The following is a 13,564-nucleotide window of genomic DNA, read 5'->3' as shown; positions in this document are numbered from 1 at the left end:
CGCCACGGCGTCGGCACAGATTAAGCGACTCATTATGGCCGGCAGTGTCGGCAAGCTCGGAGAACAACAGCCATGGCTGGGGATGACCGCGAGCCCATCGGGCGCAAAGGAAAACAACCAAAAAGCACCGCGTCGCGCAAGCCGCCGCGCCGTCGCCGAGACGACGATTATGACGATTACGAAGAAGACGAGTATGACGATGACGAGTATGAAGAGGAGGAGGAACGCATGCCGCGTAAGGTGAAAGCGACTCCGCCGCGTAAAAAACGCCGCTGGCTCGGCCTGTTTATCAAACTGATCCTGGTGCTCGCCGTCCTGTTGGCGATCTATGGCGTCTACCTGGACTCGCAGATCCGCAGCCGCATCGACGGCAAAGTCTGGCAGCTGCCGGCGGCGGTGTACGGCCGCATGGTCAACCTGGAACCGGGCATGCCGTACAGCAAGAAGGAGATGGTTAACCTGCTGGAAGGCATGCAGTACCGCCAGGTCAGCCGCATGACGCGCCCGGGCGAGTTTACCGTGCAGGCCAACAGCATCGAGATGCTGCGCCGCCCGTTCGACTTCCCGGATGGTAAAGAAGGGCAGATCCGCGCCCGCCTCGATTTCCAGAATAACCGCCTGGCGAAGATCGAAAACCTGGACAGCGGCCGCAGCTTCGGCTTCTTCCGCCTCGATCCGCGTCTGATCACCATGCTGCAGTCGCCGAACGGCGAACAGCGGCTGTTCGTGCCGCGCTCCGGTTTCCCGGATCTGTTGGTGGATACGTTGATCGCCACGGAAGACCGCCACTTCTATGAGCATGACGGCATCAGCCCGTACTCCATCGGCCGCGCGGTGCTGGCCAACCTGACCGCCGGCCGCGCGGTGCAGGGCGGCAGCACCCTGACGCAGCAGTTGGTGAAGAACCTGTTCCTGACCAACGAACGTTCGCTGTGGCGTAAGGCCAACGAAGCCTATATGGCGCTGTTGGTGGATTACCGTTACAGCAAAGACCGCATCCTGGAGCTGTATCTGAACGAGGTATACCTCGGCCAGAGCGGCAGCGACCAGATCCGCGGCTTCCCGCTGGCCAGCCTGTATTACTTCGGCCGCCCGGTGGATGAGCTGAGCCTCGATCAGCAGGCGTTGCTGGTCGGCATGGTCAAGGGCGCGTCGCTGTACAACCCGTGGCGTAACCCGAAACTGGCGTTGGAACGCCGCAATCTGGTTCTCAAACTGCTGCAGAACCAGGGCGTGATCGACGGCGAGCTGTATGACATGCTGAGCGCGCGTCCGCTGGGCGTGCAGCCGAAAGGCGGCGTCATTACGCCGCAGCCAGCGTTTATGCAGATGGTGCGTCAGGAACTGCAGACCAAGCTGGGCGATAAGGTGAATGACCTGTCCGGCGTGAAGATCTTCACCACGCTGGATCCGGTGTCGCAAGACGCGGCGGAAAAAGCGGTCGAAGACGGCATCCCGGCGCTGCGCGCTGCGCGTCACCTGCAGGATCTGGAAGCGGCGATGGTGATCGTCGATCGCTTCAGCGGTGAAGTACGCGCCATGGTCGGCGGCGCCAACCCGCAGTTCGCCGGTTTCAACCGCGCCATGCAGGCGCGACGCCTGGTCGGCTCGCTGGCCAAACCGCCAACGTACCTGACCGCGCTGTCCGAGCCGGACAAATACCGCCTCAACACCTGGCTGGCGGATGCGCCGCTGTCGCTGAAACAGCCGAACGGCGCCGTCTGGCAGCCGAACAACTACGATCGCAAATTCCGCGGTCAGGTGATGCTGGTGGATGCGTTGGCCAACTCGCTGAACGTGCCGACGGTGAACCTCGGCCTGTCGGTCGGGCTGGATCAGATCAGCGCCACGCTGCAACGCCTGGGGATCCCGAAAGCGGAGATCAATCCGGTGCCTTCGATGCTGCTGGGGGCGATCGGCCTGACGCCGATGGAAGTGGCGCAGGAATACCAGACCATCGCCAGCGGCGGTAACCGTGCGCCGCTGTCGGCGGTGCGTTCGGTGATCGCCGAAGACGGCACGGTGCTGTACCAGAGCTTCCCGCAGGCGGAGCGCATGGTGCCGGCGCAGGCCGCTTACCTGACGCTGTACGCGATGCAGCAGGGCGTGGCGCGCGGGACCTCCCGCTCGCTGTCGGTGAAGTTCCCGAACTACAACCTGGCGGCGAAAACCGGTACCACCAACGATCTGCGCGACAGCTGGTTCGCCGGCATCGACGGCAAGGAAGTGGCGATCGCCTGGGTCGGGCGCGATAACAACGGCCCGGCCAAGCTGACCGGCGCCAACGGCGCGTTGACCCTGTATCGCCGCTATCTGGAAAATCAGACGCCGCTGCCGCTGATGCTGCAGCCGCCGGAAGGTATTAACCAGATGAGCATCGACTCCGCCGGCAACTTTATCTGCGGCGGCGGCAGCTGGCGCACCATCCCGGTCTGGACCGACAATCCGCAGGGACTGTGTCAGGCCAGCCAGGCGGCGGTGCAGCAACAGCAGCAACCGGCGGCGGGTGAGCAAAAAGATGGCGATGGCGTCGCCGGCTGGATCAAGGATATGTTCGGTCAGTAATCGCTGCCGGGGCGTCGGCCCCGGCGAAAATTTTTGCTTTGTTATTAAGCCCGTAACCTTGGTTGCGGGCTTTTTTATTTTTCCGCTCGTTTTATTTCCCTGTTAACCGCAAGGCTAAGCGCCTAATCCTTAACCTATTTGCCCTATGAATTCGGCTTGCAGTTTAATTTGGCTTCTGCATAAAATGCGACGCTTATAATAATTATTATCGTTTACATTCGTCATTTAATAATTCATCAGAGAAATAAATCATGCTGACCAAGCGTCTTTCATCATCCGCGGCCAAGCAGGGCCGTCTCCCCGTCAGCGCGTTAGCGATCACCGTCGCTGCGGCGTTGGGTACGCTGGCGATGCCGGCTTTTTCCGCCGACGCCAAGCCGGCCGCCAAGGAAGACACGATTACCGTTGTGGGCAGCAGCAACACCGCCCAGCAGGAAAGCGCCTGGGGGCCGGTCGGCACCTATGTCGCCAAGCGCAGCGCCACCGGCACCAAAACCGATACGCCGATCGAGAAGAACCCGCAGTCCGTTTCCGTGGTAACGCGTGAAGAGATGGACATGCGCCAGCCGGATACGGTGAAAGGCGCGCTGGCCTATGCGCCGGGCGTATTCGCCAGCCGCGGCAGCTCCACGACCTATGACGCGGTGGCGATCCGCGGCTTCCCGGCCACCAACACCACCCAGTATCTGGATGGCCTGCGGCTGCTGGGCGACAACTACAGCGAAGCGTCCATCGATCCTTATTTCCTCGAGCGCGCCGAGCTGCTGCGCGGCCCGGTCTCGGTGCTGTACGGCAAAAGCAACCCCGGCGGCCTGGTCGCCCTGGTCAGCAAGCGGCCAACCACCGAGCCGCTGCGCGAAATCCAGTTCAAGATGGGCACCGATAACCTGTTCCAAACCGGTTTCGATTTCAGCGACGCGCTGGACGATCAGGGCATCTATTCCTATCGCCTGACCGGCCTGGCGAAAGACAGCGATACGCAGCAGAACATGAGCAAAGAGAAGCGCTATGCGATCGCGCCGTCCTTTAGCTGGCGCCCGGATGACAAAACCAACTTCACGCTGCTGGCCAACATTCAAAACGATCCCTATACCGGTTACTACGGCTGGTTGCCGAAGCAGGGCACGCTGATCCCGTTGCCGAACGGCGGTAAGCTGCCGACCGATTTCAACGAAGGCGAAGCCAGCAACTATACCTCCCGCAAACAGCGGATGATCGGGTACAGCTTCGAACACGCCTTCAACGATACCTGGGCGGTGCGCCAGAACCTGCGCTATCTGCAGCTGGACACCGACATGAAGAGTATTTATGGCAGTGGCGTTTCTGCTGCGACGCCGACGACGATTAACCGCGCCTATGTTCAGTCGAAAGAGCACCTGAACAATTTCTCGGTGGATACCCAGGCGCAGGCGAAGGTGAAAACCGGCGATATCGACCACACGCTGTTGTTCGGCGTGGACTACATGCGCATGCGTAACGATATCAATGCCGCATTTGGCACAGCGGACGGGCTGAGCATGACCCATCCGCAATACGGGAATGACGCGGTCAACATCAACTTCCCCTACCATTATCTGAACCGTCAGGAGCAAACCGGCCTGTATGTGCAGGAGCAAGGGGAGTGGAATCAGTGGCTGTTGACGCTGGGCGGGCGCTATGACTGGGCGAAGACCTCCGCTTACAACCGTGATGCGAGTTCGACGAGCCAGCAGACCGACCGGCAGTTCACCTGGCGCGGCGGCCTGAACTATCTGTTCGACAACGGCGTGACGCCGTATTTCAGCTACAGCGAGTCGTTTGAGCCGAATTTGGGCACGACGCAAGGGGGCAGTACGTTCAAACCTTCGATCGGCAAGCAGTATGAAGCCGGCGTGAAATACGTGCCGAAGGATCGCCCAATCGTGCTGACCGGCGCCCTGTATCAGCTGACCAAGAACAACAACCTGACGCCGGATCCGGATAACGCGCAGTTCAGCGTGCAGAGCGGCGAGATCCGTTCGCGCGGCGTGGAGCTGGAAGCCAAGGCGGCGTTGAATGCCAACGTCAACCTGATCGCCTCCTATACCTACACCGATGCGAAGTACACCAAGGACAACACCTATCAGGGCAAACCGACCGTCGAAGTGCCGAAACACATGGCGTCGCTGTGGGCGGATTATACCTTCCACGAAACGGCGGTGAGCGGTTTGACGCTGGGTTCCGGCGTGCGTTACGTTGGCTCCAGCTCGAGCTTCAACAGCGATAACACCACCTTCAAGGTGCCGGACTACACGCTAGTGGACGCCACCATTAAATACGATCTGGCGCGCTTTGGCCTGCCGGGCTCGTCCGTGGGCGTCAACATCAACAACCTGTTCGACAAGACTTACGTATCGAGCTGCTACCGCGACTACGCCTGCTACTGGGGCGCAGAACGCCAGGTGGTCGCCACCGCAACCTTCCGTTTCTAACCGGATAGCCGGGGCGGCGGCGCGTCGCCCCGGAAAAAGCAGGATCTATGCAGGACAAACTTCTTAATCCCGGCGCGACGTTCGCACTGGATAACGCCAGCTTCGCCGTTCCCGGCCGGGTGCTGTTGCAACCGCTGTCGCTCCGTTTTCCTCAGGGCAAAGTCTGCGGCCTGATCGGCCATAACGGTTCCGGTAAATCCACCCTGTTGAAACTGCTCGGGCGGCACCATGCGCCCAGCGGCGGTCAGGTCTTGCTCAATCGGCAGCCGTTGGCGCAGTGGGACAGCAAATCCTTCGCCCGCCAGGTGGCCTACCTGCCGCAGCAGTTGCCGGCGGCGGAAGGCATGACGGTGCGCGAGCTGGTGGCCGTCGGCCGCTATCCGTGGCATGGCGCGCTGGGGCGTTTTGGCGCCAACGATCGCCAACAGGTGGAAGAGGCCATCGCGCTGGTGGGGCTGAAGCCGTTCGCCCACCGCCTGGTGGACAGCCTTTCCGGCGGCGAGCGCCAACGCGCCTGGCTGGCGATGATGGTGGCGCAGGATAGCCGCTGCCTGTTGCTCGACGAGCCGACGTCGGCGCTGGACATCGCGCACCAGGTCGAGGTGCTGGCGCTGATCCAGCGCCTGAGCCGCGAACGCGATCTCACGGTGATCGCCGTACTGCACGACATCAATATGGCGGCGCGCTACTGCGACCATTTGGTTGCGCTGCGCGGCGGTGACATGATCGCTCAGGGCGGCCCGCTGGAACTGATGCAGGGGCCGGTGCTGGAGCAAATTTACGGTATTCCTATGGGCACGTTGCCGCACCCGAGCGGCGGCGCGCCGGTGAGTTTTGTCTACTGATGTCCTCTGCATTCACTTCTTCTCACGATCCGCTGCGCCGCCGCCTGTTGATGGCGCTGGCGCTGTCGCCCCTGTTGGGATCGTTGCCCGGGCGAGCGGCGGATGCGCCGCCGGATATCGCGCGCGTTGCGGCGCTGGAATGGCTGCCGATCGAGCTGCTGTTGGCATTGGGCGTGACGCCGCTGGCGGTGGCCGATGTCCATAACTACAACCTGTGGGTGGCGGAACCGAAGCTGCCGGCGACGGTCGTCGACGTCGGGCAGCGCACTGAACCGAATCTCGAACTGCTGCAGCAGCTCCAGCCTTCGCTGGTGTTGCTGTCGCAAGGCTATGGCCCGACGCCGCGAAAAATCAAACCCATCGCGCCAACCATGAGCTTCGGCTTCAACGACGGCAGCGGCAAACCGCTGACCGTCGCCCGCCAGTCGCTGCTGGCGCTGGGGCAACGATTAGGCATAGAAAGCCGGGCGATAAACCACCTGGCGCAGTTCGACAACTTTATGCAGGATGCGCGCCAGCGCCTGCAAAGCTACACCCGGCAACCGTTGCTGCTGTTTTCCCTGATCGACACCCGCCATGCGTTGATCATCGGCCAGAAAAGCCTGTTCCAGGAAGCGATGGACCAACTGGGCATCCGCAATGCCTGGCAGGAGCCAACCGACTTTTGGGGCACGGCGGTGGTGGGGATTGAACGGTTGGCCACGGTGCGTAACGCCCGAGTCATTTATCTCGATCACGGTAATCAGGCGATGATGGACAAGGTCAGTGCGACGCCGCTGTGGCAGTCATTGCCTTTTGTGCGGCAAAACCAGCTGCGGCAGGTGCCGGCGGTGTGGTTCTATGGCGCTACGCTGTCGACGATGCGTTTCTGCCGTTTATTGGCGCAAGCTCAGGAGAGTGCGTCATGAATGCGGGCATTCGGAAATTGCCGCTGACGCTGATCCTGCTGTTGCTGGCGGCGGCAGGCGGTTTGACGATATACAACCTGACGCAGCAGCTGCCGCCGGCGCAATGGGCGCGGGCGCTGAGCGCGCCGGACATCGACGACGTGCGGCAAATGCTGTTCCATTACAGCCTGCTGCCGCGGTTGACGGTGTCGCTGTTGGCCGGGGCCGGTCTGGGATTGGTCGGCGTATTGTTCCAGCAGGTGTTGCGCAATCCGTTGGCGGAACCGTCGACGCTCGGCGTGGCCGCCGGCGCGCAGCTCGGCCTGACCATCGCCACGCTGTGGGTGCTGCCGGGGGGCGAGTTCACTCGTCAGCTGGCCGCTATGGTGGGGGCGATCGCGGTGGGCGGGCTGGTGTTCGGCGTCGCCTGGGGCAAGCGGATGTCGCCGGTGACGCTGATTCTGGCCGGGCTGGTGCTGGGGCTTTACTGCGGCGCAGTCAACAGCCTGTTGGCGCTGTTTAATTACGATCAGCTGCAGGGCATGTTCCTGTGGGGCACTGGCGCGTTGAACCAACAGGACTGGAGCGCGGTGCAGTTTATCCTGCCGCGTTTGCTGGTGGCCGGTGCGCTGGCGGCGCTATTGCTGCGCCCGCTGACGCTGCTGGGGCTGGACGACGGCGTGGCGCGCAACCTGGGGTTGGGGCTGTCGATGGCGCGCTTCTGCGCCCTGGGGCTGGCCATCATTTTCAGCGCCATGTTGGTGAGCGCGGTGGGCGTTATCGGCTTTATCGGCCTGTTTGCGCCGCTGATGGCGAAGATGCTGGGCGCTCGCCGCCTGGCGCATCGCATGATGTTGGCGCCGTTGCTGGGGGCGTTGCTGCTGTGGCTGACCGATCAGGTGATGATTGGGGTGGCGCAGGTGTGGCGTGAGATCCCGACCGGGGCGGCCACCGCGCTGTTCGGCGCGCCGCTGCTGCTGTGGTTGCTGCCGCGTTTGCGCAGCGCCGCCACGCCGCCACCGATGAACCTTGGCGACAAGGTGCCTGCCGAGCGCGGGAATCTGCCTGGCTGGGCAGCGCTGGCCGGCGTCGTGCTGTTGATCGGCCTGACGTTGGCGCTGATGCTGGGCAAAAACGCCGGCGGCTGGCACTGGAGCCTGGGCGAGGAGCTGGACGCCTTGCTGCCGTGGCGCTGGCCGCGGGTGCTGTCGGCGTTGGCGGCGGGCATGATGCTGGCGGTCGCCGGCACGCTGATCCAGAAGCTGACCGGCAACCCGATGGCCAGCCCGGAAGTGTTGGGCATCAGCTCCGGCGCCGCTTTTGGCGTCGTGATGATGCTGTTTATGGTGCCGGGCGACGCCTTCGTTTGGCTGCTGCCCGCCGGCAGTCTGGGGGCGGCCGTTACGCTGCTGATCATCATGATTGCCGCCGGCCGCGGCGGTTTCTCTACCGAACGCATGTTGCTCGCCGGCATCGCGCTCAGCACCGCCTTTACCACCGTCATCTTCCTGCTGCTGGCCAGCGGCGATCCGCGTATGGGGGGCTTGCTGACCTGGCTCTCCGGTTCAACCTATTCGGTGGAGCCGGCGCAGGCGCTGCGCACCGCGCTGATCGCCGCCGGATTGATGATATTGGCGCCGCTGTGCCGCCGCTGGCTGACCATTCTGCCGCTCGGCGGGGCCACCGCCCGTTCGGTGGGGATTGCGTTGACGCCTGCGCGATTGACCATCCTGTTGTTGGCCGCCACGCTGACCGCCATGGCGACCCTGACCGTGGGGCCGCTGAGCTTTGTCGGGCTGATGGCGCCGCACATGGCGCGCATGTTGGGCTTCCGCCGCGCGCTGCCGCAAATGGTGATCGCCGCGCTGTTGGGCGGTTTGCTGATGGTATTTGCCGACTGGTGCGGGCGGATGCTGCTGTTTCCGTATCAGATCCCCGCGGGGTTACTGGCGACCTTTATCGGCGCGCCGTACTTCGTTTATCTGTTGCGTAAGCAGACGTCGTAAGCTTCACCCCTACTTTGCCTTCTTCGCCATCAAGGGCCCAGCGTTGCTGGGCCTTTTTTCAACGCCTTGCAAGGCGTTGCGTGTCGCTGCGCAAGAAAGACATTTAACGTGAAAAGGAACGCGGGAAGAGAGGGGGAGGTGAATATACTGCGGGCGGGTGCTCTGGATCTTTGTCTCTGGAGCCTGCGTGAAAGATACAAAGAGAAAAGCCCCGAGTCGATATCCATCAACCCGAGGCCTACTCTAACGCATCACAACGTTAAGTTAGCCTCTTACCCGCCGCGAGGCAAGGAGAAGAAGGCATGATGCCGAACAAACGGAGCCTGTTAAAATTGGTGGTTATTTGTGCCACGGTAATATCACTGGCGTGGATAACCCGCAGCACGCTGTGTGAGCTGCGTATCCGATCGGGCACTACGGAGGTTGCGGCCATTTTGGCTTACGAATCCGAACGGTAAGGCAACCCGGCGGCGGGGGCTTTGCCTCCGCCGGCCGGCAGTCGATGCGTTGATCCATGAGCACCCATCCGTTCAAAAAAAACGGCGAGCCTTGGCTCGCCGTTTTTCATGTTGATGTCGGGGCTTATTTCAGGCCGGCGGCATCGCGCAGCTGCGCAGCTTTGTCGGTCGCTTCCCATGGGAAGTGTTCGCGGCCGAAGTGGCCGTAGGCGGCGGTTTCGCGGTAGATCGGCTGCAGCAGATCCATCATCTGGATCAGGCCGTATGGGCGCAGATCGAAGAATTCGCGCACCAGCAGCGTCAGTTGTTCGGTTGGCACTTTCTCGGTACCGAAGGTTTCCACCATGATGGAGGTCGGTTCCGCTACGCCGATAGCGTAAGACACCTGGATCTCGCAGCGATCGGCCAGGCCGGCGGCGACGATGTTTTTCGCCACGTAGCGCGCCGCGTATGCCGCGGAACGGTCAACCTTGGACGGGTCCTTACCGGAGAAGGCACCGCCGCCGTGGCGAGCCATGCCGCCGTAGGTGTCGACGATGATCTTACGGCCGGTCAGGCCGCAGTCGCCCATCGGGCCGCCGATAACGAAACGGCCGGTCGGGTTGATGTGGTATTTGGTGCCCGCCGTCAGCCATTCCGCCGGCAGTACCGGCTTGATGATCTCTTCCATCACCGCTTCTTGCAGATCTTTCAGCGAAATGTCTTCTGAGTGCTGGGTGGACAGAACGACGGCGTCGATGCCGACGATTTTGCCGTCGTCGTATTGGAAGGTCACCTGGCTCTTCGCGTCCGGGCGCAGCCACGGCAGGGTGCCGTTCTTACGCACTTCGGATTGGCGCTGCACCAGACGGTGCGCGTAGGTGACAGGCGCAGGCATCAGCACGTCGGTTTCATTGGTGGCGTAGCCAAACATCAAGCCCTGATCGCCGGCGCCCTGCTCGAGAGGATCGGTACGGTCAACGCCCTGATTGATATCCGGGGATTGCTTGCCGATGGCGCTCAACACTGCGCAGGAGTTGGCGTCAAAGCCCATGTCCGAATGAACGTAGCCGATCTCGCGCACGGTCTTGCGGGTGATCTCTTCGATATCGACCCAGGCGCTGGTGGTGATTTCACCGCCGACCAGCACCATACCGGTTTTCACGTAAGTTTCGCAGGCGACGCGCGCTTTCGGATCTTGTTCCAGGATGGCGTCGAGGACGGCGTCGGAGATCTGGTCGGCGATTTTATCTGGATGTCCTTCGGAGACGGATTCGGACGTGAAGAGGTGTTTAGCCATTGTGTTCTTTACCTTGCATAAGACGGGTTAGAAATTACTGCACAGCGCTGGAGATCCGGCATCGAAGCGAAGGGTCTTCCGCTGATGGCGCGAGATGCATCCTGCAACGCCCCTCAGGCAAAGCCGTTAAGCAGTTTATCAGTTAACCAGTATAGATGGATTAACATCTGGACGTCTATTTTAGGTCAGGGTTTAGCCAGATTGCCAGTAATTTTTTGCGCTTTCGCTCTTTTGCGCAAACGGGTTGGCGCCATTTTCATCGCTTGAAACAGTTTTCGGCGAATTTTCATTTTGCTTTTTCACCTGCTTACCGGTATAAACTGCGCGCGCGGTTCATTTGCTGCACAGTACGGCGGTCTGGCGTGGGGGAAGGTACGATAAACTTCCGCTTTGCATTCGCCGGCATTGCGCTATTATCCGTCGCGGGCGTTCGCCGTGGCGCCGCCGCTTCATCGAACGGTCACGTTCTTACACTATTTTAGAGGCTGGGTCGTTCACTCCGAACGGCGCGCGTGGAGGTGGTTGGATTAATGATCCGTTGTCTACCGGTTGTTGGTTCTCAACAGCAGTGCCGTTCTGGCGCACATTCTTCTGCTATTTCCCGTCTTGTCTCTCTGTCACTTACCAGGTGCGATAAACACTTGGCCGCTACTCAGGATTCTCGGGCCGGCTAACGGTCGTCTGAAGAACTGAACAAGGGTAGCCTGCAGCCTTCCTGTGGGATGTTTCTTGGCCCGATTCACGAGGTTTGAACAGGGTGTCTTACAATTATATGAGTGATAAACCGATCGCTGACCGCGAACGGCAGTTCTCTTCGCTGCCGCCGGCGCGGCTTGTTGGGTTGTTCTCGCGGGTTGTAGCTGCGATAGTGGCTGACGGTTTCGTCAGTACGGAATGTGAGGCGAACCATGTCTGATGATCTGTTGATTCACCGTCCGCCGGTTGCGGGCGAGTCTTTATCTTTGCGCTCCATGCAGGAGGTTGCCATGAATGATCGTAATGCCAGCAAGATGCTGCGTACTTATAACGTCGCCTACTGGGGCAACAATTACTATGACGTCAACGAGCTGGGCCATATCAGCGTGTGCCCGGATCCGGATGTCCCGCAGGCGCGCGTCGATCTGGCAGAATTGGTGAAAATGCGCCAGAAAGACGGCCAACGTCTGCCGGCGCTGTTCTGCTTCCCGCAGATCCTTCAGCATCGCCTGCGCTCTATCAACGCCGCGTTCAAACGCGCGCGTGAGTCCTTCGGTTACCAGGGCGGCTATTTCCTGGTGTATCCGATCAAGGTGAACCAACATCGCCGCGTGATTGAATCGCTGGTGAACTCCGGCGAACCGCTGGGGCTGGAAGCCGGCTCCAAGGCCGAACTGATGGCGGTGCTGGCGCATGCCGGCATGACCCGCTCGGTGATCGTCTGTAATGGTTATAAAGATCGTGAATATATTCGTCTGGCGCTGATCGGGGAAAAGCTGGGGCACAAGGTGTACCTGGTGATCGAGAAGATGTCCGAGATCAATCTGGTGCTGGAAGAAGCCGAGCGGCTGAACGTCATACCGCGCCTGGGCGTGCGTGCGCGTCTGGCATCGCAAGGCTCCGGCAAATGGCAGTCGAGCGGCGGCGAAAAATCCAAGTTCGGTCTGGCGGCGGTGCAGGTGCTGAAGCTGGTGGAAACCCTGCGTGAAGCGGGCCGCCTCGACAGCCTGCAGCTGCTGCACTTCCATTTGGGTTCGCAGCTGGCCAATATTCGCGACATCGCCACCGGCGTGCGCGAATCGGCGCGCTTCTACGTTGAGCTGCACAAGCTGGGCGTCAACATTCAGTGCTTCGACGTGGGCGGCGGCTTGGGCGTCGACTACGAAGGCACCCGTTCGCAGTCCGATTGCTCGGTCAACTACGGCCTGAACGAATATGCCAACAACGTGATTTGGGGCATCGGCGACGCCTGTAACGAACACGGCCTGCCGCACCCGACGGTGATCACCGAGTCCGGTCGCGCCGTGACCGCGCACCACACGGTGCTGGTCTCCAACGTGATCGGCGTAGAGCGCAACGAGTTCAGCGAACCGCAGCCGCCGGAAGCCGACGCGCCGCGCGCGCTGGAAAGCATGTGGGAAACCTGGCTGGAAATGAACGAGCCGGAAAACCGCCGCTCGCTGCGCGAATGGCTGCACGACAGCCAGATGGATCTGCACGACGTGCATACCCAATACGCGCACGGCATGCTGGACCTGACCAAGCGCGCCTGGGCCGAGCAGCTGTATCTGAACATCTGCAACAAGATCCAGCAGCAGCTCGATCCGAGCAACCGCGCGCACCGTCCTATCATCGACGAACTGCAAGAGCGCATGGCGGACAAGTTCTACGTCAACTTCTCGCTGTTCCAGTCGATGCCGGATGCCTGGGGCATCGATCAGCTGTTCCCGGTGCTGCCGCTGGAAGGGTTGGATAAGCCGCCGGAAGGCCGTGCGGTGCTGCTCGACATCACCTGCGATTCCGACGGCACCATCGACCATTACGTCGACGGCGACGGCGTGGCGACCACCATGCCGATGCCGCCATACGATCCGGAGAACCCGCCGGCGTTGGGCTTCTTCATGGTCGGTGCGTACCAGGAGATCCTCGGCAACATGCACAACCTGTTCGGCGACACCGCCTCGGTTGACGTGTACGTGTTCCCGGACGGCAGCGTCGAGACCGAGCTGTCCGACGAGGGCGATACCGTGGCGGATATGCTGGAGTACGTGCAGCTCGATCCGAGCGCGCTGCTGTCCAAGTTCCGCGATCAAGTCAAAGAAACCGATCTGGACAGCGAGCTGCAGGCGCAGTTCCTGGAAGAGTTTGAAGCTGGCTTGTACGGCTACACGTATCTGGAAGACGAGTAACCGCCTTCTTCAGGGGGGCGATATCGGCCCCCTTGAAGCATGAACAAAATGCGGCCATAATCTGCCGTATCGGTAGCACCGAAACACACATCGAATAAATCCCTTTCTCGTCGGGCTAACGACGCGGGAGGGATTTTTTTTTGTCACGGCCCGGCGTCTGCGCCCGGCAACTTGTTGAACTACGAGGGT

8 protein-coding genes are annotated in these 13,564 nt (G+C 61.3%); 7 read left to right on the top strand and 1 reads right to left on the bottom strand.

Annotated elements, in window-relative coordinates; translation table 11 throughout:
* The first annotated feature begins 72 nt into the window (after positions 1–72).
* The 6 genes from mrcB (at position 73) to EDY99_RS17430 (ending at position 9,211) form a co-directional block, all read left to right on the top strand.
* Positions 73–2,565 (top strand): bifunctional glycosyl transferase/transpeptidase, encoded by a 2,493-nt coding sequence (gene mrcB / locus EDY99_RS17455; protein ID WP_033644705.1) that lies wholly within the window; start codon positions 73–75, stop codon positions 2,563–2,565.
* A 251-nt stretch (positions 2,566–2,816) separates the two neighbouring features.
* The gene (gene fhuA / locus EDY99_RS17450; protein WP_123061962.1) at positions 2,817–5,015 is read left to right on the top strand and encodes a ferrichrome porin FhuA; all 2,199 of its coding nucleotides are present in this window, start codon (positions 2,817–2,819) and stop codon (positions 5,013–5,015) included.
* A gap of 47 nt (positions 5,016–5,062) precedes the next feature.
* A complete protein-coding gene (gene fhuC, locus EDY99_RS17445) occupies positions 5,063–5,860 on the top strand; it encodes a Fe3+-hydroxamate ABC transporter ATP-binding protein FhuC (RefSeq protein WP_033651341.1) in 798 nt (265 codons plus the stop codon).
* On the top strand, positions 5,860–6,768 hold the full coding sequence (gene fhuD, locus EDY99_RS17440) for a Fe(3+)-hydroxamate ABC transporter substrate-binding protein FhuD (RefSeq protein WP_123061961.1): 909 nt from the start codon (positions 5,860–5,862) through the stop codon (positions 6,766–6,768). Before fhuC ends, fhuD begins: the two co-directional genes overlap by 1 nt.
* Positions 6,765–8,753: a Fe(3+)-hydroxamate ABC transporter permease FhuB gene (gene fhuB / locus EDY99_RS17435; protein WP_046687784.1), complete on the top strand. Its 1,989-nt coding sequence runs from the start codon at positions 6,765–6,767 to the stop codon at positions 8,751–8,753. Before fhuD ends, fhuB begins: the two co-directional genes overlap by 4 nt.
* A gap of 305 nt (positions 8,754–9,058) precedes the next feature.
* Positions 9,059–9,211: a Hok/Gef family protein gene (locus EDY99_RS17430; protein WP_004937610.1), complete on the top strand. Its 153-nt coding sequence runs from the start codon at positions 9,059–9,061 to the stop codon at positions 9,209–9,211.
* 124 nt (positions 9,212–9,335) lie between these two features.
* Here EDY99_RS17430 and metK read toward each other — a convergent pair whose 3' ends face one another.
* Entirely contained in the window at positions 9,336–10,490 is a 1,155-nt protein-coding gene (gene metK / locus EDY99_RS17425; RefSeq protein ID WP_033644710.1) for a methionine adenosyltransferase, read from the bottom strand.
* A 908-nt stretch (positions 10,491–11,398) separates the two neighbouring features.
* On the opposite strand from metK, the gene speA reads away from it, so the two are divergent.
* Positions 11,399–13,375: a biosynthetic arginine decarboxylase gene (gene speA / locus EDY99_RS17410; RefSeq protein WP_123061960.1), complete on the top strand. Its 1,977-nt coding sequence runs from the start codon at positions 11,399–11,401 to the stop codon at positions 13,373–13,375.
* The last annotated feature ends 189 nt before the right edge of the window (positions 13,376–13,564 follow it).

Source organism: Serratia sp. LS-1 (assembly GCF_003719595.1).
Lineage (GTDB): Bacteria > Pseudomonadota > Gammaproteobacteria > Enterobacterales > Enterobacteriaceae > Serratia > Serratia ureilytica.
This window is presented reverse-complemented; position numbering and strand designations above follow the sequence as displayed.

Excerpts from the sequence above, each read along its gene's own strand:
- mrcB (WP_033644705.1), top strand. The coding sequence starts at position 73 with ATGGCTGGGGATGACCGCGAGCCCATCGGGCGCAAAGGAAAACAACCA.
- fhuA (WP_123061962.1), top strand. The coding sequence starts at position 2,817 with ATGCTGACCAAGCGTCTTTCATCATCCGCGGCCAAGCAGGGCCGTCTC.
- fhuC (WP_033651341.1), top strand. The coding sequence starts at position 5,063 with ATGCAGGACAAACTTCTTAATCCCGGCGCGACGTTCGCACTGGATAAC.
- fhuD (WP_123061961.1), top strand. The coding sequence starts at position 5,860 with ATGTCCTCTGCATTCACTTCTTCTCACGATCCGCTGCGCCGCCGCCTG.
- fhuB (WP_046687784.1), top strand. The coding sequence starts at position 6,765 with ATGAATGCGGGCATTCGGAAATTGCCGCTGACGCTGATCCTGCTGTTG.
- EDY99_RS17430 (WP_004937610.1), top strand. The coding sequence starts at position 9,059 with ATGCCGAACAAACGGAGCCTGTTAAAATTGGTGGTTATTTGTGCCACG.
- metK (WP_033644710.1), bottom strand. The coding sequence starts at position 10,490 with ATGGCTAAACACCTCTTCACGTCCGAATCCGTCTCCGAAGGACATCCA.
- speA (WP_123061960.1), top strand. The coding sequence starts at position 11,399 with ATGTCTGATGATCTGTTGATTCACCGTCCGCCGGTTGCGGGCGAGTCT.